General features: G+C 58.2%; 26 protein-coding genes, 1 other RNA gene and 1 riboswitch. Of the genes, 14 read left to right on the top strand and 13 right to left on the bottom strand.

The genetic code is table 11. The annotated features are described in order from the left end of the window. Positions 1 to 136 precede the first annotated feature (136 nt). Positions 137 to 2,065 carry an elongation factor G gene (locus tag ACR0IY_RS21005; RefSeq protein ID WP_480676826.1) on the top strand — a complete coding sequence of 643 codons (1,929 nt, stop codon included), beginning with the start codon at positions 137 to 139 and terminating at the stop codon, positions 2,063 to 2,065. A gap of 20 nt (positions 2,066 to 2,085) precedes the next feature. Here ACR0IY_RS21005 and ACR0IY_RS21000 read toward each other — a convergent pair whose 3' ends face one another. The 5 genes from ACR0IY_RS21000 to ACR0IY_RS20980 form a co-directional block, all read right to left on the bottom strand. Continuing rightward, positions 2,086 to 3,663 (bottom strand): ABC transporter ATP-binding protein, encoded by a 1,578-nt coding sequence (locus ACR0IY_RS21000; protein WP_480676824.1) that lies wholly within the window; start codon positions 3,661 to 3,663, stop codon positions 2,086 to 2,088. Beyond that, positions 3,660 to 4,766: an ABC transporter permease gene (locus ACR0IY_RS20995; RefSeq protein WP_480676822.1), complete on the bottom strand. Its 1,107-nt coding sequence runs from the start codon at positions 4,764 to 4,766 to the stop codon at positions 3,660 to 3,662. The genes ACR0IY_RS21000 and ACR0IY_RS20995 overlap by 4 nt, the downstream gene beginning before the upstream one ends. Next, on the bottom strand, positions 4,767 to 5,852 hold the full coding sequence (locus ACR0IY_RS20990; RefSeq protein ID WP_480676820.1) for a microcin C ABC transporter permease YejB: 1,086 nt from the start codon (positions 5,850 to 5,852) through the stop codon (positions 4,767 to 4,769). A 9-nt stretch (positions 5,853 to 5,861) separates the two neighbouring features. Next, a complete protein-coding gene (locus ACR0IY_RS20985; protein ID WP_480676818.1) occupies positions 5,862 to 7,766 on the bottom strand; it encodes an extracellular solute-binding protein in 1,905 nt (634 codons plus the stop codon). A gap of 174 nt (positions 7,767 to 7,940) precedes the next feature. After that, on the bottom strand, positions 7,941 to 8,447 hold the full coding sequence (locus ACR0IY_RS20980; RefSeq protein WP_480676880.1) for a c-type cytochrome: 507 nt from the start codon (positions 8,445 to 8,447) through the stop codon (positions 7,941 to 7,943). Between the two features lie 119 nt (positions 8,448 to 8,566). On the opposite strand from ACR0IY_RS20980, the gene ACR0IY_RS20975 reads away from it, so the two are divergent. Further along, entirely contained in the window at positions 8,567 to 9,400 is an 834-nt protein-coding gene (locus ACR0IY_RS20975; protein WP_480676816.1) for a prephenate dehydratase, read from the top strand. 9 nt (positions 9,401 to 9,409) lie between these two features. Here ACR0IY_RS20975 and ACR0IY_RS20970 read toward each other — a convergent pair whose 3' ends face one another. The 3 genes from ACR0IY_RS20970 to nudC are packed head-to-tail and all read right to left on the bottom strand — an operon-like array spanning position 9,410 to position 11,376. Beyond that, the gene (locus tag ACR0IY_RS20970) at positions 9,410 to 9,877 is read right to left on the bottom strand and encodes an N-acetyltransferase family protein (RefSeq protein WP_480676814.1); all 468 of its coding nucleotides are present in this window, start codon (positions 9,875 to 9,877) and stop codon (positions 9,410 to 9,412) included. 11 nt (positions 9,878 to 9,888) lie between these two features. Then, positions 9,889 to 10,356: an SRPBCC family protein gene (locus ACR0IY_RS20965; protein ID WP_480676812.1), complete on the bottom strand. Its 468-nt coding sequence runs from the start codon at positions 10,354 to 10,356 to the stop codon at positions 9,889 to 9,891. A gap of 39 nt (positions 10,357 to 10,395) precedes the next feature. Next, positions 10,396 to 11,376 (bottom strand): NAD(+) diphosphatase, encoded by a 981-nt coding sequence (gene nudC / locus ACR0IY_RS20960; protein ID WP_480676810.1) that lies wholly within the window; start codon positions 11,374 to 11,376, stop codon positions 10,396 to 10,398. A 178-nt stretch (positions 11,377 to 11,554) separates the two neighbouring features. Here nudC and ACR0IY_RS20955 point away from each other — a divergent pair, with 178 nt between their 5' ends. The 3 genes from ACR0IY_RS20955 to rsgA all read left to right on the top strand — a co-directional run bounded on the left by ACR0IY_RS20955 (position 11,555) and on the right by rsgA (position 14,762). After that, entirely contained in the window at positions 11,555 to 13,435 is a 1,881-nt protein-coding gene (locus ACR0IY_RS20955) for a bifunctional 2',3'-cyclic-nucleotide 2'-phosphodiesterase/3'-nucleotidase (protein WP_480676808.1), read from the top strand. Between the two features lie 39 nt (positions 13,436 to 13,474). Continuing rightward, an RNA gene (gene ffs / locus ACR0IY_RS20950) (signal recognition particle sRNA small type) lies at positions 13,475 to 13,573 on the top strand. Positions 13,574 to 13,733: 160 nt separating this feature from the next. Next, the gene (rsgA, locus tag ACR0IY_RS20945; RefSeq protein ID WP_480676806.1) at positions 13,734 to 14,762 is read left to right on the top strand and encodes a ribosome small subunit-dependent GTPase A; all 1,029 of its coding nucleotides are present in this window, start codon (positions 13,734 to 13,736) and stop codon (positions 14,760 to 14,762) included. Between the two features lie 10 nt (positions 14,763 to 14,772). Here rsgA and ACR0IY_RS20940 read toward each other — a convergent pair whose 3' ends face one another. Further along, positions 14,773 to 15,630 (bottom strand): alpha/beta hydrolase family protein, encoded by an 858-nt coding sequence (locus ACR0IY_RS20940; RefSeq protein WP_480676804.1) that lies wholly within the window; start codon positions 15,628 to 15,630, stop codon positions 14,773 to 14,775. A gap of 137 nt (positions 15,631 to 15,767) precedes the next feature. Further along, positions 15,768 to 15,988, top strand: a riboswitch (cobalamin riboswitch). Between ACR0IY_RS20940 and ACR0IY_RS20935 the strand changes: the two genes are divergently transcribed. Beyond that, positions 15,946 to 16,479, top strand: coding sequence for a hypothetical protein (locus tag ACR0IY_RS20935; RefSeq protein ID WP_480676802.1), 534 nt, complete (start codon positions 15,946 to 15,948; stop codon positions 16,477 to 16,479). It overlaps the preceding riboswitch by 43 nt. A 1-nt stretch (position 16,480) precedes the next feature. On the opposite strand, the gene ACR0IY_RS20930 is transcribed toward ACR0IY_RS20935, so the two are convergent. Further along, entirely contained in the window at positions 16,481 to 16,975 is a 495-nt protein-coding gene (locus tag ACR0IY_RS20930; protein WP_480676800.1) for a protein-tyrosine phosphatase family protein, read from the bottom strand. Positions 16,976 to 17,106: 131 nt separating this feature from the next. Between ACR0IY_RS20930 and ACR0IY_RS20925 the strand changes: the two genes are divergently transcribed. The 5 genes from ACR0IY_RS20925 (at position 17,107) to ACR0IY_RS20905 (ending at position 21,400) form a co-directional block, all read left to right on the top strand. Then, entirely contained in the window at positions 17,107 to 18,858 is a 1,752-nt protein-coding gene (locus ACR0IY_RS20925; RefSeq protein WP_480676798.1) for a DNA polymerase III subunit gamma/tau, read from the top strand. A 151-nt stretch (positions 18,859 to 19,009) separates the two neighbouring features. Then, entirely contained in the window at positions 19,010 to 19,354 is a 345-nt protein-coding gene (locus ACR0IY_RS20920; protein ID WP_170328851.1) for a YbaB/EbfC family nucleoid-associated protein, read from the top strand. Positions 19,355 to 19,418: 64 nt separating this feature from the next. Then, the gene (gene recR, locus ACR0IY_RS20915; protein ID WP_480676796.1) at positions 19,419 to 20,012 is read left to right on the top strand and encodes a recombination mediator RecR; all 594 of its coding nucleotides are present in this window, start codon (positions 19,419 to 19,421) and stop codon (positions 20,010 to 20,012) included. Between the two features lie 70 nt (positions 20,013 to 20,082). Then, the gene (locus ACR0IY_RS20910; protein WP_480676794.1) at positions 20,083 to 20,865 is read left to right on the top strand and encodes a hypothetical protein; all 783 of its coding nucleotides are present in this window, start codon (positions 20,083 to 20,085) and stop codon (positions 20,863 to 20,865) included. Positions 20,866 to 20,911: 46 nt separating this feature from the next. Continuing rightward, positions 20,912 to 21,400, top strand: a complete 489-nt coding sequence (locus ACR0IY_RS20905) for a hypothetical protein (RefSeq protein ID WP_480676792.1) — start codon at positions 20,912 to 20,914, stop codon at positions 21,398 to 21,400. Here ACR0IY_RS20905 and ACR0IY_RS20900 read toward each other — a convergent pair. Next, the gene (locus ACR0IY_RS20900) at positions 21,397 to 22,026 is read right to left on the bottom strand and encodes a ribonuclease T2 family protein (RefSeq protein WP_480676790.1); all 630 of its coding nucleotides are present in this window, start codon (positions 22,024 to 22,026) and stop codon (positions 21,397 to 21,399) included. The two genes, ACR0IY_RS20905 and ACR0IY_RS20900, sit on opposite strands and share 4 nt — an antisense overlap. A gap of 130 nt (positions 22,027 to 22,156) precedes the next feature. Between ACR0IY_RS20900 and ACR0IY_RS20895 the strand changes: the two genes are divergently transcribed. Together ACR0IY_RS20895 and ACR0IY_RS20890 are read left to right on the top strand one after the other, a co-directional pair. After that, positions 22,157 to 22,918, top strand: coding sequence for a DUF1013 domain-containing protein (locus tag ACR0IY_RS20895; RefSeq protein WP_480676788.1), 762 nt, complete (start codon positions 22,157 to 22,159; stop codon positions 22,916 to 22,918). A 51-nt stretch (positions 22,919 to 22,969) separates the two neighbouring features. Continuing rightward, positions 22,970 to 23,359, top strand: coding sequence for a hypothetical protein (locus ACR0IY_RS20890; RefSeq protein ID WP_480676786.1), 390 nt, complete (start codon positions 22,970 to 22,972; stop codon positions 23,357 to 23,359). A 41-nt stretch (positions 23,360 to 23,400) separates the two neighbouring features. Here ACR0IY_RS20890 and ACR0IY_RS20885 read toward each other — a convergent pair whose 3' ends face one another. Together ACR0IY_RS20885 and ACR0IY_RS20880 are read right to left on the bottom strand one after the other, a co-directional pair. Further along, positions 23,401 to 24,429: a permease gene (locus tag ACR0IY_RS20885; RefSeq protein WP_480676784.1), complete on the bottom strand. Its 1,029-nt coding sequence runs from the start codon at positions 24,427 to 24,429 to the stop codon at positions 23,401 to 23,403. Next, the gene (locus ACR0IY_RS20880) at positions 24,422 to 24,730 is read right to left on the bottom strand and encodes an ArsR/SmtB family transcription factor (RefSeq protein WP_480676782.1); all 309 of its coding nucleotides are present in this window, start codon (positions 24,728 to 24,730) and stop codon (positions 24,422 to 24,424) included. The genes ACR0IY_RS20885 and ACR0IY_RS20880 overlap by 8 nt, the downstream gene beginning before the upstream one ends. A 136-nt stretch (positions 24,731 to 24,866) precedes the next feature. Between ACR0IY_RS20880 and pdxR the strand changes: the two genes are divergently transcribed. Next, the gene (pdxR, locus tag ACR0IY_RS20875; RefSeq protein WP_480676780.1) at positions 24,867 to 26,327 is read left to right on the top strand and encodes a MocR-like pyridoxine biosynthesis transcription factor PdxR; all 1,461 of its coding nucleotides are present in this window, start codon (positions 24,867 to 24,869) and stop codon (positions 26,325 to 26,327) included. Positions 26,328 to 26,543: the final 216 nt, after the last annotated feature.

The following is a 26,543-nucleotide window of genomic DNA, read 5'->3' as shown; positions in this document are numbered from 1 at the left end:
TTCCAAACTTGTAGGGCAGGCGATAACCCGCCCTGCGCCTGAGGCAGGCAATTTACAGACAACCCGTGCCGACGCGTCCGCGTAGGGCAACCCCTTTCGTGCAACCGAACTGCAATTTGAAAGAGGGACAGCACCCATGCGCGTTTTCACCGTCCTCGGCCCCAGCCAATCGGGCAAAACAACTCTGGTCGAGGCCATTAGCCGCCTCGACGACCGACCCACCACATTCGACGTATCCGGAACCGTGCATTTGCACGGTTTTTCTTACTTGGGAGAACCCTGGTGCGCCGTGGACGTTGATGGCGGCGGTGATAATCTGGCCTATGTCGGCCCCGCCATGGCAATCTCGGACGCCGCTGTGATCGTCGTGCCGCCCGACCCGAATGCCGCCGTTCTGTGCGCCCCCTATCTGCGACTGGTCGAAGAGGCGGGCATCCCCTGCTTTCTGTTCATAAACCGAATGGACAACCCCAATGGTCGCATTCGCGACATCATCGCGGCGCTTCAGACCTATTGCACCCACCACATCGCGCTGCGCCAAGTGCCGATCCGCGATGGGGAAACGATTGTCGGCGCGGTCGATCTGATTTCGGAGCGGGCCTGGAAGTATCAGGAAGGGCAACCCTCGGCCCTGATCGAACTACCTCAATCGGTGGAAGACCGCGAACAAGAAGCGCGAACCGAGTTACTGGAAACCCTGTCGGATTTCGATGACAACCTGCTGGAGCAACTGATCGAGGACAAACAGCCACCCAGCGCCGAGGTTTACGACCTCGCCGCGCAGGTCCTGCAGAACCATCAGCTGATCCCAGCCTGTCTGGGGGCCGCCAGCCACGGCAACGGCTTGACCCGGCTGATGAAGGCCCTGCGGCACGAGGCCCCGGAATTCGATATTGCCGCTGGTCGGGACGAGGCGGCCGAGAACGCGCGCGCCATCGCCGGGTTCGCCGACGTAAAGAAACATATCGGCAAGATCGTCGTTTTACGCGGGCTGGGGTCAGGCGTAAAAGCACATGAGAACCTGGGGGGCGAAACCGTCGGCAACTTGACCACGCTGGACGCCAAGACACAGATTTCCGAGTTGCCTGCAGGGCAGATCGGACTAGCGGTGAAGTCCGACCACCTGAACCCCGGCAACCTCTATGACAGCAGCACGGCGACACCGTTGCCGGAATGGGCCGCGTCCCACCCCGTTGCGCACCGGCAAATCGTCTCTCCCTCCCATGAACGCGATGATGTGCGCCTGTCCAACGCGCTGACTCGCCTGGTCGAGATCGACCCGGGCCTGCATCTGGAACAGGACGAGCTCAGCGGTCACGCCATTCTGGGGTCTCAGGGACCGCAGCACATGCGGCGCGTTTCGGCCAAACTGGCCGAGGATTTCGGGATCGAGATTACCGCCGACCAAGTGGAAACTGCCTATCGCGAAACCATTCGCGCACCCGTCGAGCACCGCCATCGCCACCGCAAGCAATCCGGTGGGGCGGGACAATTCGCTGACGTTGTAATCTCGGTCGCGCCGATGCCGCGCGGGTCCGGGTTCCAGTTCGAGGAAATCGTCAAAGGCGGCGCGGTGCCCAAGAACTATATCCCGTCGGTCGAACACGGTGCCAAGGATGCGCTGGCTCAGGGACCCGAAGGCTTTCCTGTGGTCGATGTGAAAGTCACGTTGAGCGATGGCAAGCATCACAACGTGGACAGTTCAGATTATGCCTTCCGCACCGCAGGCAAGAACGCGGTACGCGAAGCCCTGCCACAGGCCAAACCGGTGGTGTTGCAACCAATTCTCAGCGCCGAAATCCACCTGCCATCGGATTTCGTCGGCGATCTGGTCCCGACGATCAGCTCCTTGCAAGGGCAAGTTCTGGGCTTTGAGGGCAATCCAAACGCGTCGGGCTGGGAGATTTTCAACGCCCAACTTCCCGCCGTGGCCGAGGACGAACTGCACCGCACCCTCGCCAGCGCCACCCGTGGCACGGGTTGGGTCAAGCTGAGTTTCGACCATTATGAAGAATTGCGCGGTCCAGTCCCTAAATCCGCTTCGCGGGAAACGGCCAGCGCCTGAATATCTGTGGCGGGCTGTACTCAGCCCGCCGCCGCGATCAATTCGCGGGTGTAATCTGTCTGCGCGTTCTCAAACAGGTCATCAGCCGAGCCCATCTCGATGACATCACCGTTGCGCATGACGATCACCTTGTGCGACATCGCGCGCACCACCTTCAGGTCATGGCTGATGAACAAGTAGGCCAGCCCATATTTGCGTTGAAGGTCGCGCAGCAGATCAACGATCTGGACTTGCACAGTCATGTCCAGCGCGCTGGTGGGCTCGTCCAGAACCAGCAGTTTGGGCCTCAACACCATGGCCCGCGCAATGGCGATACGCTGGCGCTGACCGCCCGAGAACTCGTGTGGGTAACGGTCCATCGCGACGGGATCCAACCCCACCTCAGTCATCACTTCTGCCACCAGTTCACGCGGGGCGCGATGGGGATCAACCTTGTGGATCGCCAACCCCTCGGCGATGATCTGCTGGCAGGTCATCCGTGGGCTGAGACTGCCGAACGGGTCCTGAAACACGATCTGCATATCCTTGCGTAGCCGCCGCAGCTGCCGGGTGGACCAGCGGCGCACATCCTTGTTGCGGAAGGTGATGCTGCCCTCGGATGCGATCAACCGCATGACCGCCAGTGCCAGCGTGGTTTTGCCTGATCCGCTTTCACCGACGATGCCCAGGGTCTCACCCGCGCGGACGCTGAGAGTCGCATCATTGACAGCCTTCACATGGCCCACGGTGCGCTTCAGAAACCCGCGCTGGATCGGGAACCAGACTTTCAGGTGATCGGTTCTGGCAACTTCCTCGGCATTTGCAGGCACCGGGTCCGGGTGGCCCGAGGGTTCAGCCGCCAGCAGCTTGCGCGTATAGGGATGTTGCGGATTGTCAAAAATCTCAGCCGTAATTCCTGTCTCGACAATCTCGCCGTCTTTCATCACGCAAACCCGGTCAGCAATTCGGCGTACGATGCCCAGATCATGCGTGATGAACAGCATCCCCATGTTTTCGGATTTCTGAAGCTCGGCCAGCAGCTCCAGAATCTGCGCCTGAATGGTCACGTCCAGCGCCGTGGTCGGCTCGTCTGCGATCAGGATATCCGGCTTGTTGGCCAGCGCCATCGCGATCATCACTCGTTGCCGCTGTCCACCGGACAATTGGTGCGGATAGCTGTCCAGCCGCTCACGTGGGTCACGAATGCCGACCTTGGTCAGCAGTTCGACAATGCGTTCCCGTGCGGCGTCTCCGCTCAACCCCTGATGCAGCGCCAGCGATTCCGCCATTTGCTTTTGGATCGTGTGCAGCGGGTTGAGTGAGGTCATCGGCTCTTGAAAAATGAAGCTGATGTCGTTGCCACGCACATCCATCAGCTTGTCTTGCGACGCGCCAATCATCTCGTCGCCGTCGTATTTAACGGACCCTTCGACCAACGCACTGTCTCCCAGCAGCGACACGGTGGACAGGGCGGTCACAGATTTGCCTGACCCGGACTCGCCTACCAGAGCAACCGTTTCACCCCGATCCACGGTGAACGACACACCCTTGACCGCCGCCGAGACCTGCCCGTCCTGCCGGAACGAGACCTTGAGGTTATTCACTTCCAGCAGGCTCATGAGAATGTCTTTCTGGGATCAAACGCATCGCGCACACCTTCGAAAATGAAGACCAGTAGCGACAGCATGATGGCAAAGGTAAAAAACGCGGTAAAGGCCAGCCACGGTGCCTGCAGGTTCTGTTTCGCCTGCAATGTCAGCTCACCCAGAGACGGGGCAGAGGACGGCAGGCCAAAGCCAAGAAAATCCAGCGAGGCCAGCCCACCGATGGTTCCCGTCACGATGAACGGCATGAAAGTCAGCGTCGCCACCATTGCGTTGGGCAGCATGTGGCGGAACATGATGGTCATGTTGCCGACGCCCAATGCCCGTGCAGCTCGGACATATTCGAGGTTCCGCGCCCGCAGGAATTCTGCCCGCACCACTCCAACCAATCCGGTCCAACTGAACAGAATCATCAGCGCCACCAGCAACCAGAAACTTCGCCCCAGAATCGCGAACATGATGATAATCACATACAACGAAGGCGTTGCGGACCAGATTTCAATGACCCGCTGAAACACCAGATCCAGCCACCCACCGAAAAATCCCTGAATGGCCCCGGCAAAGATGCCAATCAGACTGGCGACACCGGTTACCATCAGCGTGAACAGGATCGATAGGCGGAACCCATAGATCACCCGTGCCAATACATCGCGCTTGGTATCATCGGTGCCCAGCAGGTTCTGACCGTTAGGTGGCAGTGGGGCCGCGCCAGGTCGATCGACGCTGGTGTTGAAAGAATACGGGATCAGCGGCCAAACGGCCCAACCGCGTTCAAATCCTTCGGCCTCGAAGCTGCCAGCTTTGATTTCATCAATGATGCCTTCGGGGTCGTCGAAGCACGCCTCTAGCCCGCCACTGTCAATCAGGCATTGCACCTCGGGGTCGCGATAAATCGCTTCGGTCTGGAAATCACCGCCAAATTCGGTTTCTGCGTAGAAATTGAAAATCGGTGCATAAAACTCGCCCCGGTACTTCACGAGGATCGGCTTGTCATTGGCAATGAATTCAGCAAACAACGACAGGCCGAACAGCACCGAAAAAATGATCAGCGACCAGAATGCGCGACCGTTGCGCCGGAAATTTCGCCAGCGGCGCTGGTTGAGAGGGGAAAGTGCCATCTACCCCTCCCGCTTTTCGAAATCGATGCGCGGATCGACCAACACATACATCAGATCGCTGATGATGCCGACGACAAGCCCCATCAGGCCAAAAATGAACAGCGTGCCGAAGATCACCGGATAGTCGCGTGCCACAGCCGCCTCGAATCCCAGACGGCCCAAACCATCCAATGAGAAGATCGTCTCGATAATGATCGAACTTCCGAAAAACACGCCGATGAACACCGCCGGGAAGCCTGCGATCACTATCAGCATCGCGTTGCGGAAGACATGGCCATACAGAACCCTGCCCTCGCTCAAACCCTTGGCGCGGGCAGTCATGACGTATTGCTTTTTGATTTCATCCAGAAACGAGTTTTTGGTTAGCAGGGTCAATGTCGCAAAGGCGGAAATTGTCAGGGCGATGACAGGCAGCGTGATGTGCCAGAAATAGTCGATGATCTTGCCAAACAGACTGAGGCTGTCCCAGTTATCCGAAGTCAGCCCCCTGAGCGGGAATATCTGCCAGTACGAGCCACCGGCGAACAGAACCAGCAACAGGATCGCAAACAGAAAGCCCGGAATGGCATAGGCTACAATGATGGTGCCACTGGTCCAGGTGTCGAATTTCGACCCGTCCTTGACTGCCTTGCGAATGCCCAATGGTATCGACACAAGATAAGCGATCAGGGTCGACCAAAGGCCCAACGAAATCGAAACCGGCATCTTTTCCAGAACCAGGTCGGTCACGCTGATTGACCGGAAATAACTCTCACCAAAATCCAGCGTCAGGTAATTGCCCATCATGTCGAGGAACCGCTGGAGCGGAGGTTTGTCGAAGCCAAACTCCTTTTCCAGCTCTTCGATAAACTCGGGCGGTAATCCCCGGGCGCCGACATAACGGTCATTGGCACCACCAGTCTGCTGCTCGATATCGCTGCCGCCACCGGCGATGCCTTCGAATACATCACCACCGCCTTCCATTTGGGCAATGATCTGTTCAATCGGGCCCCCGGGGACGAACTGAACAAGTGTGAAATTGACGATCATGATCCCCAGCAGGGTTGGGATGACCAGCAACAAACGTCTTAGAATATAAGCTCCCATGGGGGCGGATTACCTCAACGCGCCTGACGATTTCAACTCGGCTTCTTTCTCGGCGTCGATCCACCACAGATCCTCCACGCCCAACGCATAAGGCGGCAGGTTCTCGGGATATTCATACATGTCCCAATACGCGACCCAATATTTGCCCAGATACCATGTGGGCACCATAATCCGCTTGGCGCGCAGGACGCGATCCAAGGCGCGGACATTGGCAAAAAGTTCTTCGCTTTCGGTGGCGGCGACGATGTTGTCGATCAAAGGCTCAATATCAGGGCCATGCGCACCCGACGGGTTGAAAACGGAATATGACGCTGCCTCGGTCCCGAATTGCTGATACAGACCCGTCGACGGCTGCAGCGATGTAGGATAGCGGCCAACGATCATGTCGAAATCACGGTCTCGGCGACGCAGAGTGAACTGGGCGTTATCGACACGGTTGTAGTTCGCGTCGATCCCCATAGCACGCAGGTTATCGACAAAGGGTTGAATAATGCGGTCCAGAGTAGGCTGATCTGACAGGAATTCGATGGACAAAACCTCATCCTTGTCGTTCCGACGAATGCCATCATCCCCTACCAGCCAGCCAGCTTCATCCAGCAGCTTCATCGCAGCGCGCAGGTTCCGGCGGTCGTTCTGACGCGCCGGGCGGGATTCATGGGCGCTGACCGGTTCGCTGGTCAGAACGGATGGATCAACTGCATCGCCAAGGCTTTGCAGCACCTCAAGCTCACGCCCCTCTGGCAGGCCTGTAGCCTCAAGATGCGTGCCTTCCCAGAACGAGCTGCGTTGTTGAAACAGGCCGTATTGCAGGCTTTCATTGGTCCATTCAAAGTTATAGCCCAGCTGCACGGCCTCACGGACTCGTGGGTCTTGAAACTGCGGGCGATCCAGATTCATGATGAAACCAGAGGCCGAGGGCACGTCACCGTCCTTCAGCTCGGCACGGATCACGCTGCCATTGGCAATCGCCGGAAAATCATAAGCCGTTGCCCAGCTTTTCGAGTTGTTTTCCTGTCGGAGGGTAAACGTTCCCGCCTTGAACCCCTCCATTGCCGCAATCGAGTCGCTGAAATATTCGATACGAATCTTGTCGTAGTTATTGCGGCCAACATTTACGTTAATGTCGTCACCCCAATAGTCGGGATTGCGCTTGTAGACGATGCGCCGGTTGATGTCATAGCTGTCCAGAACATACGGTGCTGACCCGATCCCCGGGACAAGGCGCGGCTCGTCCAGTCGCCGGTTTTCCGGGTCGGCCTCAAACCAGGCTTTGGAGAATACCGGTGTTCCACCAACCTGCGAGATCAAAGCCCGGCGGGAAATGTCCGGTGCAAAGTAAAACTTTACCCTATGCTCATCCAATGCCTCGGCACGGGGTATCCGCTTGCGCACGGCGTCCGCGTAAGATTTCAACCCCTGATCCAGCAGCAGGTTGTGGGAAAACACCACATCCTCGGCCGTCACCGGGGTACCATCAGAAAACCGCGCCTCGGGTCGCATGTTGAAAATCACCCAATCCTGACTCTCCGGGTATTCCAGACTTTCCGCCAGCAGGCCGTAATAGGCAGCGGGCTCATCGTAGGAGGGAACCAGCAGAGATTCGTACTGGTCCGCCGACCGTGCACCGGCACGGCCCTTCCGCGTGAACGGGTTGAAACTGTCATACGTGCCTTGCGCGGCATAAGACAGTTCACCGCCGCGTGGGGCATCCGGATTCACATAGTCGAAATGGGTAAAGCCTTCAGGGTATTTCAGATCACCGAATTCCGAAAATCCGTGGCTTTTGATGATTTTCTCTTCAGCAAACAGCTGGGTTGCTGCCAATAAGACCAGCAAGAGCCCCATCAGCAAAGCAAGCATCGAGCCCCTGAAATCCAATACGCGCGCCTGTACGGAAATTCTGTCGGATCTCATATTGCTCATCCCCTGCTTCGCCTTCTTCTTTAATCTTATACGCGCCAGCTAAATGACCAGCACTGTCAGGTGCAAGTTTAGAATGCGTGAACGCTTTGTGAAGATTTACTTAGGAAAAAAATAAAGCCGCTGCACGGGGCAACGGCTTTGAAACTTGTCGGAACCGGGCGGATTCTATTTGATTGTCTGCAGGTAGGCAATCAGATCAGCGCGCTCTTGCGGTTTTTTCAAACCGGCAAAGCTCATCGACGTGCCCGAAATATAAGCGCTGGGGCGCGTCAGGAACGCATCCAGTGCTTCGGGTGTCCAGTTGCCGCCATGTGCCTGCATCGAGGCCGAGTAACCGGTGAAGCCTTTGGCCGATGCCACAGGACGGTCAACAATCGCGTAAAGGTAAGGACCAGTACCGTTCGCGCCGTCTTCCAGCTTGTGGCAGGCGGTACACTTACGGAATACCTTGGCACCCTTGTCCGGGTCGGCTGCGGCCAGCAGATCTTCGAATACCACTTCTTCCCCGTCAGCGCTTTCACCAGAGCTTTCGGTTTCGATAATATACGAGGCCGTCTCACCATGCCCATCTGCATGGTAAAGCGTTTCAGCACCCCATTTGGCCAGAAGCAGCACCAGGAAGGTGCCAAACAGGCCTGCGGCGGCCTTGGTAACTGTCATCGTGTCGAACATTGATCGCGAGTCCATTTCAGCTGTCTGCGGGGTGTCTAAGGCTTCCCCTGACAAGAGGCAAGGTATAGACACCGCGACTAAACGCCCAATTCAAGAACTTGTTGCACGGAATCGACCAAATGACCAATCGTATCGCATTTCAGGGGGAACCCGGCGCTTATAGCCACGAGGCCTGCCGCAATGCTCGCCCCGACATGGAGGCCCTGCCCTGCCGCACTTTCGAAGACGTGATCGAATCGGTTCGGGCGGGTGACGCCGATCTGGCGATGCTGCCAGTCGAAAACACCACCTATGGCCGGGTGGCCGACATTCACCGTCTGCTGCCCCATAGCGGGCTGCAAATCATCGACGAAGCCTTTGTCCGCGTACATATCAACTTGTTGGCCATACCCGGTGCGACACTGGAAGATATCACCGAGGCCCACTCGCATCTGGTCCTGCTACCGCAATGCGCGGGCTTTCTGAAAGAACACAACATCCGCGGTCGGGTCAGCCCCGACAACGCCCGCGCCGCGCGCGAGGTCTCTGAACAGGGTGAGGTGCATTCGGCGGCATTGGCCAGCGAGCTCGCGGGCGAGATTTATGGTCTGAACGTGCTGGCGCGCCATATCGAAGACCGCGACAACAACACCACGCGCTTTCTGGTCATGTCACGGCAGGCGGACTTGTCGCGGCGGGGTGAACACGGCATGATCACCAGTTTCGTGTTTCAGGTGCGCAACATCCCGGCCGCGCTGTACAAGGCGATGGGCGGCTTTGCCACCAACGGCATCAACATGACCAAGTTGGAAAGCTATATGGTCGACGGGTCCTTTACCGCGACCCAGTTCTATGCCGACATCGTGGGCCACCCTGACGACCGCAACGTGCAGCTGGCGATGGATGAACTGGAGCATTTTACCACCAATGTAGAAGTTCTGGGCGTCTACCCAGCGGCGCAACCGCGCGGGTAAGGTCTTGGGTCATTCAACCGAGAAGAATTTGCACACAGCCCCGTTCTGCGACCTGTAATCGATGAAGCCCATAGCGCTGTAATAGGCCAGACCTTCGGCATTTGTCGGTGCTATGGTGGCGTCGATTGCAGGTATCGCCTGTCCTTTCGCTATTGCCAAGCTGGTTTGAAACAAAGCCCTGCCCACCCCTTTGCGCGCGGCCAAGGGGCGGATGTGAGTTCCGATGACTCCCCAACCAACCGGCGCGCCGTAAGGATTGCCCTCAACCGCACGTTTCAAGGATTGAAACCCCAGCACATGCGTGCCGGACAAGGCCACCGTGCATTGTATTTGATCCCTGTCGATTAAATAGTGCGCGATCACAAATGCCGGATCGCTTGACTTACGTCGTTTACCAGCGGCTGCAATCTCCTGAAGAACCTCAGAGATGCTCTCAGCATCATCCAAACAGGCTTTTCTGATAAAAAGATCCCACATTGACCATCTCATCAGGCTCCGTGCTGATGCCGTTCTTCCATTTCACGGGCAAACTCGCTCAGGCGTAGTTGAAACTGTCGGCGAAACCTAGACTGACCCAGACGAAGCGATTGCAGCAACAGGCGCGCTGGCAAGGACTTGGCGGCCAGAGACATCTCGACACTCAGGCGCGTGCGGCGCTGGGACAGGGCCAGAAACTCAACGGTTGTTATCCCGTTCATGCCCTTGCTGGCCGCTTCGAACCGCATGAGGGACGGCGGATCGCACGCGGCCATCTGAATCGCGACATTACGGGGTTTTCCACGTAACTTGAATTCGGTTTGCCATTCTGTGCCCGGTACAACGCCCAAATGCCCTGACATTCGGCGCACTTCAATCCCACGGCGCATCGCCATACGCTCGAATCGCTCAAAATCGGCGACCATCTCGAACACGGCATTGATGGGGGCATCGATATCTTCGCGTGCGGTAAACTGCATAACGGATCGTCGTCTCGTACCTGTTGTCTTAGTATTTTGTCAGTCCAGAGTGTCCGCAAGCCAATTTTGCAACAGGAAATGTGCAATCGCGCCCTTGCGCGCGGGCAGCAGGACCGGGTGCTCTCCGGCAAAGGCCTGCATCATGTCCGCCTTGCTGACCCACATGGCATCTTCGATCTCAACCGGGTCAATGGTGATGTCCCGCGACAGCGCCTTACCGGCACAGCCAAACATCAGCGACGCCGGAAACGGCCACGGCTGGCTGGACAGATAGCTAACAGCGCCAACCGGCACGCCCGCCTCTTCCATCACCTCACGCCGGACAGCGGCCTCAAGCGTTTCGCCCGGCTCGACAAATCCAGCCAGCAGGGAATACATCCCCTCGGGCCAACCCGGAGATCGACCCATAAGCACCGAATCCCCGTGGGTGATCAACATGATGACCACCGGATCAGTACGCGGGAAATGTTGCCCACCGCAGGATGGACAACTGCGCTGCCATCCGGCCTGCGCCAACTCGCTGGCGGCTCCGCAGCGCGCGCAATATCGGTGAGTTTCGTGCCATCCGATCACAGCCTTGGCCGCAGCGGCCAGCTCAGCATCGCGTGCGGATAACCGGGTCATGACGCGGCGCAGTTCCGCAAAGACATAGCCATGAGGCAAGTCCGGGTGCTGTTGCTCCGACCTGTCGACAAACCCGCCGAGTTGCGACATATCCAGCCCCTCAGGGGACCAACCCGAAACATCGAACGCAAAAACGGGATCACCGTTTGAAAGGCCAAGGAATACGGGTTCCTCAACATTACCGCCCGGTCCGTATTCAACCAAACCATGCGACATCGACACCAACCCCAACTGGTCCAACGCCTCGCCCCGGACCAGCGGTTTGCCACGCCAAAGCAACATACATCGGGCCTTCGGATGTGCACGAACTAGCGCGATCTGCGCGGCATCACCCCGGATATGCGCTGCACGATCCAAGCCCGAGCTGCCAAACGTCACAAGTTCTGCGTGTTTCATCGAAATCCCTCTGGCTCGTGGGCACAGGGCTGCCACGACTGCCCAAGTGTTGCAATGAGAATTACGCCTTGCCCCGAACCCTGATGCCTTCAAAAAATAGTGCAGACATGTCTCGCAAGTTGCATTTACTAAACTTTTTCGCGAAAAACGTTAAGATATAACTGCCAAAAGTAGAGACTTGACACCATCCCCTCCCTTGACGCGCAGCACGTTGCGTATTCGGTTACTTGCAACATCCGATCTGCACATGAATCTGAACGGGTTCGACTATTACTCCAACACTCCCGAGCCATCGATCGGCTTTACCCGTACAGCCAGCCTGATCCGTGCGGCCCGGGGCGAGGCCGAAAAAGACGGAGCGCTCGTGCTGCTGTTCGACAACGGCGACGCGCTACAGGGCACACCGATAGGGGATTGGGCCGTCGAGCCAGAGAATACACCCCATATCCTGATGCAGGCGTTTGCCGATCTCAACTATGACGCTATCGGATTGGGCAACCACGATTTCGGGTATGGTCTGGGCGTTCTGGATGATATTCTGGCCAGTGCCCCTTGCCCGGTCATCTGTAGCAACGTGCACCGGCGAGATACCAAGCCTGCCTGGCAAAGCGATGCGACCCTGAACCGTACGATCTGCCATCAAGGTCTGCAGGTCCAGTTGAAAATCGGCGTCTTCTCGGTTCTGCCACCCCAAACCGCCAAGTGGGAGGCGCACCGGCTGTTGCAAAAGGTTTTTGTGAACGACATCCTGACCTGTGCGCAGAAAAAGGTGCGGGAATTACAGGCTGATGGCTGCGATCTGATCGTTGCTCTGGCGCACACTGGATTGGGGTCGCCGGACCCAGAGCCCGATCTGGAAAACGCAATCATCCCTCTGGCAGCCATTGACGGCATCGACGCGCTGATTGCCGGCCATTCGCATCTGACGTTGCCTGGGCAATCGCACGCAGGGATTGAACATGTCGATGCTGATCTGGGGCGTGTCCACGGCAAGCCAGTGGTGATGCCCGGATCGGCGGGCTCGTATCTTGGGGTGCTTGATCTTGCGCTGGACCGGGTCGCTGACGGTAAATGGACCGTGTCTGATCACCACACGGAACTGCGTTCAGTTTACCCTGCGACCGTTGGAGGAATGCTTGCCCCGGTTCCGGAAGACCCTGACCTGATGCGCCTATTCGCCAAGGGGCACGCGGAAACCCGCCGCCACGCCATGCAACCGGTGGGGCAGACCACGCACCATTTGCACAGCTATTTCAGTTTCTGTGCACCTGACAGGGGCCTGAGGCTGGCGGCAGCGGCTCAGGCGGCGGCACTGCGCCCATATCTGGCCAGAACGCAATTTGCCGAGTTTCCGGTTCTGTCGGCAATTGCACCCTCTAAATTCGGAGGTCGCGCAGGACCAAGGTTTTTTACCGATGTACCCCCTGGCACGCTTTGCATGCACCATGTGACCGATCTGTATGTATTTCCGAACGAGTTGCAGGCAGTAGTGGTTACGGGTGCGCAGATCAAAGACTGGCTGGAAATGTCCGCAGGTATCTTTAATCAGATCACGCCAGATCGTCGGGTCGACCTGGTCGACGCAAGCCGTGCTGGTCATAATTTCGATATATTACAAGGACTCACCTATCAGATTGACCTCTCGCAACCACCCAGATTTGACACCTTGGGCAATCTGATCAACCCGCAGAACCGGCGCATTCAGGACATACGTTTCAACGACCAACCAATTCCCGTGGATCAACGTTTTGTCGTTGCGCTCAACAATTACCGCGCCAGTGGCGGCGGCAATTTCCCGTTTGTCGATCAGGCCGAGCCCATTGCGTTACCGGCACTGCCCGTCCAGCGCATCCTGCGGGACTATGTGTCTGGCGCTCTGCCCCGTGACCCGCTGGAACACGCACCATGCACCTTTGGTTTCTCCCCCATGAACGGGGCAACAACAGTTCTGAGAACCGGGCCAAAGGCGCTGGTTCACCTCGCAGAGATCAGCGAATACAAGCCGGAAGTGTTCGGAGAGGATGAAAAAGGATTTCTTCAAATCCGATTGACACTCTGACGGGTTGTCTTTCCTGCGCCCCTTGCCTATATCGGCAATTGAGAGGTTGGCGCGGGCGAGCGCCTCGCCAACCTGGTCAGGTCCGGAAGGAAGCAGCCACAACGAGCCCCGCTTGGGTCGATGTCCAACCTCTCACTTAACTCAGATCATCAGCCGCAGGAGGGCTTTTTATGATTGTAGAAATGACCCTTCGGGCAGAGCGTTTCTGAACCCAATACTCGCAACTGCCTGAACACATCGCCGACGGGTGCGCGCCTGCCATCCGGCCGGTTTGCTGTACCTGAACACAGGCAGAACAATGTCTCATACACTTTCGGACCTGGGATGGTCCTCTCACTTTGCCGCACAACATGCGGCCAATCCTTCCTGCGCGCCCTATCGCATCACCGCCGTTCACCGAGATCGCCTGATCGGTCTGAATACAGCTGGCGAAACGCCCCTGTTCAGCCCTGACCGGCCCACCGGAGACTTTGCGGTTGGCGACTGGGTGCTGACGAACGATCAGAACCGGGTTCAGCACCTGCTGGACCGACGCAGCCTGTTAAAGCGCCGTGCCGCAGGCACCAATGCCGAAGTTCAGTTGATCGCGGCCAATGTCGATGTGCTTTTTATTGTCAGCTCGTGCAACGCAGATTTCAATCTGGCGCGGCTCGAACGCTATTTGGCACTGGCGCATCAGGCGGGCTGTTATCCGGTTGTCGTTTTGACCAAGGCTGATACCTGCGCCGATCCGGGCGACTATGCCAAATCTGCGGAATCGCTGGCTCCGTTTTTGACCGTCCTGACGATCAATGCGTTGGAGCCTGCGGACGTTGAGCAGGTTCTGTCGTGGTGCCCTGCCGGACAAACCGCAGCTCTGGTCGGATCGTCCGGTGTCGGAAAGACGACACTGGCAAACGCCATGACCGGTCTGTCCGAAGCAACGGCCGGTATTCGCGATGACGATGCCCGGGGGCGACATACAACGACGGCCCGCGCGCTGCACCCGATGCGAAACAGAGGCTGGCTTGTCGACACGCCCGGAATGCGCGCCTTGCGCCTGCTGGATGCACAGGACGGCGTGGATGAGGTGTTTTCGGACATTCTAAAGCTGGCCCACGCCTGCCGGTTTTCCGACTGTCAGCACCAGTCCGAACCCGGTTGCGCGGTGCAGGAGGCGATAGCAAACGAAGCACTTGACGCAGATCGGCTGGAGCGCTGGCGCAAACTGCGGCGCGAGGATCAGAGAAACTCGGAAACCGTGGCGCAATCACGCGCGCGCGACAAAGCCTTTGGCAAAATGGTGCGAACTGTGATGCACGAGAAGAAGTCGCGCAACCGGTCTTAAGTGCCGTAGGTCAGGCGATCAAACGGGGCCAGACCGCTGCGTTCCGACGGGAAAAGGCGCCTATGTGACCGATCTCGGGCAATCCGAACTCTTTCGGAGATAGCAAATTTCGGCGCGCCTTTGGACCGTACAGATCAGCAAGCCGCCAGACAGCCTTTGGCGGCACCAAATCGTCGTCTTCGAAGGCGAACAGGTCCACGGGGGTTTTGGATTGCGCCCATCGAGCCGCAGGCAGAGTCACGCCGATCTCGGGCAGGTAGTTACGAGGCGCGGTGCACCAGCCGCGCCACTGCCAATAAACGCGTGCGGGTAGATCCGATCCAAACCCCAGCGCCTTGCCCGGCAGATACCCAAGGGCCTTCACGGCTAACGGCGCATGCCCGTACCAGAACAGCAACGCCAGCGCCCGGTACGGCCAGGGATGATCCGACACCGTCACAGGACCTGAACAGACACAAATCATCCGGTCGATCTGATCAATATCCGGCTGAACCGGTCCCAGCATCCCACCAACGGAATGGCCTATGCTCCAGTGCTGCGCGTCAGGGAACCGCCGCCGCATCTCGGCGCGGGCGGCGGGCATATCGACCAACGCCCAATCGGCCATGGTCGTCTGCGCGTCTTTCAAAGGGCCGTTCAATGAATGGCCGAAGTCTCGGTAGTCGTAGGTCAGGCAGGCCATGCCCCGTTCGGCGGCCAGCCAGCGGGCGAAATGCTGGTAATAGTCCCGCGGCACCCCGGTTGCGCTGTGAATGACAACAGCGGTCTCAGGTTCTGCCATCGGCAGGTACAACCGTGCCGACAATTGGGTCGGACCGGACGGAAACAGAATTTCTTCTGTCAGTACGGCTTGTGCAGTGTCCAGCATGTCACCCTCAATCTGAACCGTTCAGTTCACTCGTTCTTTATCGGCACGGTTCACGCCCCCAAGTCAATCCGGTTTCAAGATGACCACGCGTCCACTTGGTCAAGGCGATGACGCGCTTGACTCGGGCCACCTGCACCCGCTAGCGATTGTGTGATGGTTCTCGTCCCCGGTCCTCGGGGCGGGATGAAAAGGGAACACGGTGCGGTTCTGCCCGGATAACCGGAACGAACCAAAGCCGCGACTGCCCCCGCAACTGTAAGCGGTGAGCCATGCCGAAACACCACTGGCCGCAAGGCTGGGAAGGTCGGCAGCGCGTTGACCCGCAAGTCAGGAGACCTGCCATCGAACCAAAACCGAAACTCGGGCGGGGTGTCCGGGCAGGTCGTCAGCGCGCTGTTACACCTGTTCCACGTCCCCCGCCCCACGCGCGGAGGGCGCATGATGAACTGGAAGACAAAGACACATCAATTTTCAGCAACCGTTTGCCAGCGGACCGGCAAGACCTGCCCTGCCTTGGCTCAAATGGCGCGCACGGTCGTACAGGCCATGGACGCCGCGGGGTCTGCGACAACCCCTGACTTTGAGATCGACGGAAGCTGTGAGTTGAACCATTGCGCACAAGGCTGCACCGCAAGGTTTCGGGCGCAAATGGACCAGATTCGGGTCTTTTGCGGCTCAGGTGCTGATGACTCGATTGAAAGACTGGACGACTACGCCGATATGATGTTCGGCCTCGAGTTTACCACGCGCCCCGCTGGTCAGCTGGCGACCCCGCCCTGCGCGATGCTAGAGGTCTCGACACTGGCGCAGGCCCCGACCAGGCAGACGGACCACAATCTGGCGCTGTGATCTAGCGGGGCTGCTGGTGACCGGCAGCCCATTCCAACTGACCGTCCGTCTCGACCGCGCAGGGCCTTACTGCGCGCAGGCGTCCTATCGCCGATTCAGGGGGTTCACCTTGTTCGACCATCAGGCGCAGTACGATCATCCCCGACCGCCCACAGCCACCGCGACAATGCACCAGCACCCTGCCTCCTCGGGACAGGATGTGCGCCGCCGCCACGCTGACGTCGGCCCAGGCCGCTTCAATCTCGGGTGTCGGCGCGCCAAAATCTGCAATCGGCAAATGGGACCAACCGATAGCGCTTGCCTGCAAATCGTCGCCAAGCCCCCCAGCGCCGTCTTGTAGCATTTCAAAGCCGGTGGTCATCGAGACCACAAGATCCGGCCACCAGTCTTGTATAACACGCAAGTCCTGCGCATACCCGCCGCCGCGCCCTGGCATTGGCGCCAGTGCGACGGTGCCCTTGCCCACCTGCACCGCATGAATTGCAAACTGGCTCACTTCGGGTCCTCCTCAGGTGGTTTTATGGCGGGCAACGTGCCATGCAAACCGAAATTCACCCAAGGCGGCTGTGGACGCGGGCCGCGGGGGCCTCTACGCTGCATTCCTGAACCGAATCCGACAGAGCAGACATGAACGACACGCCCAGCCCCGCCTATCAGGTTCTTGCCCGCAAATACCGCCCGGAAACTTTTGCCGACCTCGTCGGCCAGGATGCCATGGTGCGCACGCTGAAAAACGCGTTCGAGGCTGACCGGATCGCGCAAGCCTTCATCATGACCGGCATTCGCGGCACCGGCAAAACCACCACCGCACGGATCATCGCCAAAGGCATGAACTGCATCGGCCCGGATGGCGAGGGCAAGCCGACCACGGAACCCTGCGGTCAATGCGAACACTGCGTGGCCATCATGGAAGGCCGCCATGTCGATGTGATGGAGATGGACGCCGCCAGCCGGACCGGTGTGAACGATATCCGCGAAATCATCGACAGTGTCCGCTATCGCGCCGCCAGCGCGCGGTACAAGATCTACATCATCGACGAGGTTCACATGCTCTCGACCAGTGCGTTCAACGCGCTGCTCAAGACGCTTGAAGAGCCTCCGGAACATGTGAAGTTTATCTTCGCCACAACGGAAATCCGCAAGGTACCAGTGACGGTCCTGTCGCGGTGTCAGCGGTTCGACCTGCGCCGGATCGAGCCCGAGGACATGATCGGCCTGCTCAACAAGATTGCTGCCGCAGAAAACGCCCAGATCGCAGATGATGCGTTGGCGCTGATAACCCGTGCAGCCGAAGGGTCCGCGCGGGATGCGACTTCGTTGCTGGATCAGGCGATCTCACACGGCGCCGGGGAAACAAGTGCCGATCAGGTGCGCGCGATGCTGGGCCTGGCCGACCGCGGACGGGTTCTGGACCTGATGGACATGATCCTGCGCGGTGACGCTGCAGGTGCCCTAACCGAGCTAAGCGGCCAATACGCTGAAGGCGCCGATCCTCTGGCTGTATTGCGCGACCTGGCCGAGATCACACATTGGGTGTCGGTCGTAAAGATCACCCCAGACGCCGCTGAAGACCCGACCGTTTCACCTGATGAGCGAGCACGCGGGCAGCAAATGGCCGAAGCCCTGCCGATGCGGGTGCTGACCCGGATGTGGCAGATGCTGCTGAAAGCGCTTGAAGAAGTGTCCGCCGCACCAAATGCGATGATGGCCGCAGAAATGGCCGTTATCCGTCTGACCCACGTAGCCGATCTGCCAAGCCCGGAGGAGTTGATCAAGCGGTTGCAGGACGCACCGCCGCCGCCCCCGAATGGCGGCCCCGGAGGAGGTGTTGCTGTGCCGACCCACGCTCCGGCGCAGACGGCTCCACCTGCATATGCTTCAGCCTCGCGCGGGCCGGCCGGTGCCCCGACCGCAGTCCTGGCGCAAGATGTGCAGGCTGCTCTGGCCCGCTATCCGACCTTTGACCACGTGGTCGAACTGATCCGAACCAACCGAGACGTCAAACTGCTGGTCGAAGTCGAAAACGGCGTGCGTCTGGTCTCGTACCAACCGGGGCGGATCGAATTCACGCCGGCAGGCAACGCGCCGACGGATCTGGCGCAACGGTTGGGCTCTGCTCTGCAACGGTGGACAGGAAACCGATGGGCAGTGTCGATCGTCGCAGACGGCGATGCCGCAACAATTGCCGAAGTTCGCGACGCCGCCGACCTTGCGTTGAAGGCGCAGGCTGAACAGCACCCGCTGGTGCAGGCTGTGCTGATGCAGTTTCCCAAGGCGCGCATCAAACGGATCGAAACCCCGGAACAACGCGCGGCCAAGGTGGAAACCGAAGCCCTGCCCGAAGTCGAAGACGAATGGGACCCGTTCGAGGAAGACTAATAAGGTCATCCGTGAAGTACCCATCGCTACCGGACCCAACGGGAGTGAAGGTCTTGCAAAGACCTTGACGACGGGCGGGAGGGATTGCGCCCCTTGTGCCACACCGGCACCGCCCGTATTTAGGCGGCAAACCAGTTTATAGGAGAATACGATGCTCAAAGGACTCGGCGGTCTGGGCGACATGGCCAAGATGATGAAATCCGCACAGGATTTGCAGACCAAGATGACCGAAATGCAGGAAGAACTGAACAACCTTATGGTTGTCGGCGAATCCGGTGCTGGCCTTGTTAAGGCCACCGCCACTGCCAAGGGAGAATTAAAAGGTCTCGACATCGATCCGTCGATCTTCAACGGAGATGACAAGGAGGTGGTCGAGGACCTGATCCTGGCTGCAATCAAAGACGCTCAGACCAAGGCGGCCGAACGCTCTCAGGCTGAAATGGCAAAGCTGACCGAAAGCATGGGCCTGCCCGCAGACATCAAGCTGCCGTTCTGATAGACACTCCTGACGACCCCAAGGCCGGGCACCCTTGCCCGGCCCATTTGCAGGAGCACGTGCCGTGAGTTCGAACAGCGATATCGACAATCTGATCGACCTGATGGCGAAACTGCCGGGGCTTGGCCCGCGCTCAGCCCGCCGCGCGGTGCTGCATCTGATCCGCAAACGCGCCCTTCTGCTCACGCCCCTTTCGGATGCTATGCAGCAGGTCGCTGCCACCGCCCGCGAGTGTCTGAACTGCGGTAACGTGGGCACCACCGACATCTGTGACATCTGCGACAGCGAGGGCCGCGCGACCGGAGAGTTGTGCGTGGTCGAGGACGTAGCCGACCTCTGGGCGATGGAACGCGCGGGCGTGTTCAAAGGCCGCTATCACGTTCTGGGCGGCACTTTGTCGGCACTGGACGGGGTCGGCCCGGACGAGCTGCGCATTCCCCGCCTCAAGGACCGGGTGATGGCTGAGGGGATCACCGAGATCATCCTCGCCCTGAACGCCACCGTCGACGGCCAGACCACCGCCCATTACATCGCCGATCAGTTGGAGGGTCAGGTCCGCCTGACTTCATTGGCACAAGGCGTGCCGATTGGGGGGGAGTTGGATTATCTGGACGATGGGACGATTACGGCTGCGTTGAGGGCGCGGAAGGAGTTGTGAGCGTTTACACATTCATTTCATTCAATTAACCCCAATCCGAGCAATACTACCAAGACCTAAGGCTATTTCCTTGTACAAACTCGCTTTCCACGTTTTTCGAATATACTGGCTGCCAATATTGTTTGCGTCTGTAATCTTGTTTTTATTGGATATTTGGGGGCAAGGAGGAATCGGCCGATCCCTTGTGCCAACATTAATGGTTTTCGGGTATCTGGCGTTCGCATTTCATGTAACGTTGCTCACCGGTGTCACTGTTTCGGTTTTTCGATTTTTTCCTCAAAATCCGTCTCCGAGTTGGAGCTTCTGGGGCGCGTTTCTTCTTCCTATTTTTGGCTTTCTGCTGGCGATGGGTACCGCCTTTTTCATCGTCAAAGCTAAGCTGCCAGATGAGGCGCTTCCCGGAGACGCGGCACTGGGTTACGCCATGCTCGTTTCGCTTCCGTTGTTTGGCGTGCTACTCGCTGCCATAGGCACAATGATACCAGCTGCAGCAATCCAGACTTCAACGGGCGTTCGCGCCGCTTTGAAGCGAGCGCGCAGAAGTTTCTGGTTTATTCTTTGGAGGCTTTTCACTGGTCCCACGGTTTTTTCTTTATTTTTCATAGGCGTTACCCTTACGATTACCCAGGTAGGTCTTGACCCATCTGTTCCAGAAACCTTCACTGGTATCACAATTTCAAACGCCGCGTACCATACGGTGGCTGGGTTTATAGGAATCTTCAACACAGCCCTTACCGCGTCTATATTTTCAATGGCGTTTACGTGGGTCGAAGAAGGTAGGAAACTGCAGCTATCAGGTCGAACCGAAGCTATACTCGGCGAAGATGTTTTTGAAACCAACTCTGGAAGCTAAGATAACAGTTATCTGGACTTACAAGTTGACATTTAGGAGACGCCCCATGCGCCACCTTCTCGCCCTCACATTCGCTGCCTTCACTGCGACCGCCGCTTGGTCCCAAGAACTCATCGACAAAGGCTTCGTCGAAGGCTGGAACATCATGATGGACCCCGCGCTTGGCAATGGGTGTCTGATCCAGACGATCTATCAGGACCTCTCGGTGGTGCGTCTGGGTTATGACGCACTGGACAATCGCGGGTACTTCACCGTCTACAACAAGGCCTGGGGTGACATCGAGCCGGGCCAGAGTTATCCGATCCGCTTTGAACTGGACGGCCAGAGCTTTGACGCCACCGCAATCGGCTTCAAACAGGACCGGGTGCCGGGCGCGACGGTGTTTTTCACCGACCGTAATTTCGTCAACGCAATTGCGCAGAACAAGACGATGACGGTTTACAATCCCGAGGGCCAAACCGTCATGGCGATTGACCTCAAGGGCACCGCCAAGGCGCTGGACTATGCGCGCGACTGCCAGAACAAAAAGCTTTAGCGAATCGGATCGAAAACCGCATCTTTAGCCGTACAGTCGCGGATCACATCTCGACCGCAGGGGACGGGCTCAAGATCACGCGACAGGCACAGGCGGACTTCTTCGATATAACCATCCCGGCAAGTGACCGTGATCATGTCGCGTTTGAGGCCGGGATTTGCTTTCAGGAATGCTTGTTCAACTACCGAGGCCGGTAATTTGACCGCCGCGTCCAGTTTGCGAAACACCTCGGGGCGCTCAACACTCTCATAGGCCAGCCGCGATAGGGCGAAATAGTCAGGCGCGCTGAGGCCCGAACAGGTGCCGTGCTTCTTCCATTGATGCCAGGCCAGACCGGAACTGCCCTGAATATCTTCCATTTCGCGGGTCATGGCTCGTGAAGGTGGGGCCTCGGGCGTGCGGCAATAGGACGGCCACCCCTGATGGTATTGTGGCCAGAGCCCGTGAAGGATCCAACCGTGATCGTGCCGCGCGTCACATTGGTCCGAGCCACGCGCATCGCCTTCACGCGCGCACCAGTTCGGCGACCAGCTGAGCGACAGGACGTAATAATCAAACTCACCGGCTTTTTCGCCATCGGCTAGCGCCGCCATCGCGCTGAACGCCCACAGTACCACCCAGCGCATTCGCCTCTTCCCTTCTTGCCGTGTGGCGACTATATAGGCCCCAAGTTCCCCGACAACGGAAACCTGCCCCAAGACCACGGGGCCGCCGAATCCCGGCGACGGGACAGATGTATTTATAGGAGACGGGCTGATGGCAAAACCGCTTATGGCCAAGGCAACAGCCGTATGGCTGGTGGACAACACCACGATCAGCTTCAAGCAGATCGCGGATTTCGTGGGCATGCACGAGCTTGAGGTGCAGGGCATCGCCGACGGCGATGTGGCCGCTGGTGTCAAAGGGTTCGACCCCATCGCCAACAACCAGCTGACTCAGGAAGAGATCGATACGGCGCAGAACAACCCGCTGCACAAGTTGAAGCTCAAGTTCAACCCGGCCGCTTCGGGCGAGGAAAAACGCCGCGGTCCGCGCTATACGCCGCTGTCCAAGCGTCAGGACCGTCCGAACTCGATCCTGTGGCTGGTCAAGTTCCACCCCGAACTCAGCGACGGTCAGATCGCCAAGCTGGTCGGAACCACCAAACCAACCATCCAGTCGATCCGCGAACGCACCCACTGGAACATCGCCAACATGCAGCCGATCGACCCGGTCGCGCTGGGCCTGTGCAAACAGTCCGAACTGGACGCCATTGTTCAGAAGGCTGCAGCCAAGAAAGCCGCCGAAGGTGGCGTCATGAGCGATGACGAGCGCCGCAAGCTGGTATCGACCGAGCAGTCGCTTGAAATGGACGCCGCGCCGAAAATCCCGACGGCTATCGAGGGTCTGGAAACCTTCTCTCTGTCTGACGAACCTGTGGAAGAGAAAGAGGACGAGCCGGTCATCGACGCGGACAGCTTCTTCAACTTGCCCAAAGGCGGGGCCGAGGACGAAGACGACGAAGATCTGCGCCCCTAAAGCGCTCTTGGCCCCGGTCCGAACAGGCCGGGGCTTTTTTACGGGATCCCAATGCTAACAGTTCTGTCCAAAATCTTTGGCCCACACCGCGCCGTTTCGATCTACGCGTTTTTGAAAACCTGGGGTCTACCTGTTGCGGGCGGCGTCGGGGTCATCGTCGTTGCAGCGTCCTTGTTGTTGCTCAACGATAGTGGCGAACACGAACACGAGGCGTTCTTGACAGTCACAGTCCTGTCGGCCACCCCGATGAACGGTGATCTCAAGAACGGCGTCATCGCTTCAGTTCAGTTGCCCGATGGCTCAGCAACTTCGATAACCTCGACCGATGGCGTCATTTCACAAACCGTCAGCACCAGTGCTTGCGTCGAAAAACGGGTTTACGTGAATAGCGGCGAAGCTAGGTATCGCTTCAAACTACCTCGCTATTGCGGGGCCAGCTGATAAGCAAAACCGCCAGGTGGCAACACCGGGCGGTTTTTCCTTCAGATCATCTGGAACAGGACCCCAGCGATGATGGCGCCTGTGATCCCCAGCCCCAGATAGGTGGCAAAGACCCTTGGCTTGACGAGCGACCAGACGGCAGCCATGGCCGGGATGGAGCTGACCGCACCTGCTACCATGAATGACATCGCGGCACCCGCACTCATTCCTTGTTCCGTCAACCCTGCCAGCAGCGGCGGCGCGACATAGGAGTTCAGGTAAGCAGGCATCCCGACCAGCGCAGCGATCACGATAGGCACGATCCCTTCGCCACCCACAACGCGGGCAATCAGGTCGGCCGGTACATAGCTGACCAACAGCGCCTCGAGCACATAGGCCAGCGCCAGCCATTTCAACAAGAATAACCCGTTATGGACAAATTCCGACCGAAAGCGCACGCGACGCTCGGGCTCTTGCCAGAACCGCCAGACGGGTTTTTCGTCCAGTTTCGGGCCACACCCACATCCGACCGGCGTGTATTCCCGCAAGGGCTGCGCAAAGGCACCGCTGCGCATCAGCCCCCGGACGACAAAGCCCCCGAGCAGACCCAACGCTACAGCGGCAATGGCCTTGCCGATCGCAAAGGGCCAGCCCAACGCGCCCGCCGTGATCAGCAGGGTTGGTGGGTCGATTAGCGGAGAACTCAACCAGAACGCCATCACCGCCGACAACGGAGCCCCCAATGCCAGCAACCCGGCAATGAACGGAATGACTTCGCAAGAACAGAACGGAGCCAAGCCGCCAAACAAGGCTGCCAACAGGATCATCCGGGTTTCGCGGCCTTCAAAGGCACGCGCGACCATGACCTCGGCTCCGGTTGCCTTAAGGTAGGACAGCAAAAGAACGGCAAACAGGATGTACTGGCCGGTATGTATCAGCGCCTTTCCGGCAAAGGTCACAACCTCATTCCAGTTACCGGGATCAAGGATTGCAACCGCCGCAAGGATCGCCACAATCAACGCCCAAGGAGTTTTTATGAAGTCCAAGGCAACCTTCGCCGGAGCCTTTGGGTTTTGCGTCAACTCAGCCATCGTTCGCGGCCTTTCCCAATTCGTCTGCGCAGCATTCGGAAAGAATGAAATGCGCCAGGTTTCTTAGTTCGTCATAGCGTGCGCGGTTGATCGTGCTGCGCCCGATTTTCTCTTGCTCGACAACGCCACCGGCAGCCAGAAACCGCAAGTGATGCGCCAGTGTCGACGGTGCAATTCCCGTTCGGGTCTGGATTTCCCCAACCGTCAAACCAGCCTCGCCCGCGCGAACCAGAGTTTTCAGGACTTTCAACCGGGCTTCCGACCCCATTGCAGAAAACCCTGCTGCAGCTGTTTCCCACATTTCGTCTACTCCATTAAACTAGATTTCTAGTTATTTAGTTTAATGCGATCCCAACGTCAATCGAAACTGTTCAGATTTTTTTGATCGACTCGTAAGTCCAGATTGCCCGCGCCATAAGTCCACCCTATAAGACCCTATGGCAATATCGGTTGACACTTTCTTTCTTGAGCTAAACGGGCAAGGAACTCTTCAGGCGCAGATCCAGCAAATGATCGCCGAAGGCATCCTGTCCGGCAGATTTCATGTCGGAGAGAAACTGCCCTCGTCACGCAAACTGGCTGCGCACTTGGGCGTTAGCCGGATCACGGTAACACTGGCCTATACCGAATTGCTGGCCAACGACTACCTGACCGCAAAAGGCCGGTCCGGTTACTACGTTTCGCAAAACGCTCCCGTGCCTCCGAAATATACACCACTTCAGCGCGGCACCGAGATCATAGACTGGGACGCGGCCCTCGCGCGCAAATTCTCGGGCGGTGATTTCCTAACCAAACCCAGCGACTGGCGCGATTACCGATATCCTTTCATTTACGGGCAGGCCGACCGGACTCTGTTCGATCACGCCAACTGGCGCCTGTGCGCTGTACGAGCGCTTGGGCACAAGGATTTTGCATCCCTGACGGATGACTATGTGGATCAGGATGACCCCCTGCTGATCGAGTTCATCGCCCGCCACACCCTGCCCCGCCGGGGTATCGCTGCGCGCCCCGAAGAAATTCTGATCACGATGGGTGCGCAGAATGCACTGTGGCTGGCTTCGCGCATACTGCTGACACATAACCGTACCGCTGTGATCGAAGATCCCTGCTATTACGCCCTGCGCAGTTTGTTGGAACATTGGGACTGCGACGTCACCCCACTATCTGTCGATCGTCACGGGTTGCCACCGGATGCACTACCGGAAGAAACTGACGTCATTTTCACCACGCCCAGCCACCAATGCCCGACTACTTCGACGATGCCTGTCGAACGCCGCAAAAAGCTTTTGGAGCGCGCGCGCGACCTGAACGCGATGGTGGTCGAAGATGATTACGAGTTCGAGATGGCCTTTCTGGGCGCGCCCTCACCAGCATTGAAGTCGATGGATCGGGACGGCCGCGTGATCTATGTGGGCAGTTTTTCCAAGTCACTATTCCCCGGCCTGCGGCTTGGCTACATGGTTGGGTCGGAACCCTTTATCCGAGAGGCGCGCGCGCTGCGTTCGCTGGTGCTGAGGCATCCGCCGGGCCATATCCAGCGCACGGCTGCGTATTTTCTGTCTTTAGGTCACTACGATGCGCAGATTAGACGTATGTCCAAAGCGCTGGCGCAACGGCGCGAGGCACTGGATAAAGCGATCGAGCAGCACGGGTTGACCGTCGCAGGTCGTGGTATCATGGGTGGGTCTTCTCTGTGGATGTCTGCCCCCGATCACATCGATACGTCAAAACTGGCACGAACACTCCAAGGCGAGAGCGTTCATATCGAACCCGGGGCGTCATTCTTTTCGGGGGCCAATCAGCCCCAGAATTACTACCGCCTGGGATATTCCTCGATACGGCAAAGTCGCATCGAGCCGGGCGTCAAACTGATTGCTGACGCCATCCGGGCCAGCTGACGCAATACTGGACTTATTCCGCGAACTGTTCTGGCCCTAACGCCACTCCGCACCATGGGCCACAACCGTATACAACGGCGGGGCAGCAGGCTCGGCCTTTCCACAAATGCGCGGAGATTACTCAGATGAAAATGACGACTGAAGAGGCCTTTGTTAAGGTTCTGCAGATGCACGGTATTGAACATGCGTTTGGTATCATTGGTTCGGCGATGATGC

It is taken from the genome of Ruegeria sp. BC1 (assembly GCF_056539305.1).
The sequence above is the reverse complement of the archived record's forward strand: the minus strand, read 5'-3'. Positions and strand labels throughout refer to the sequence as shown.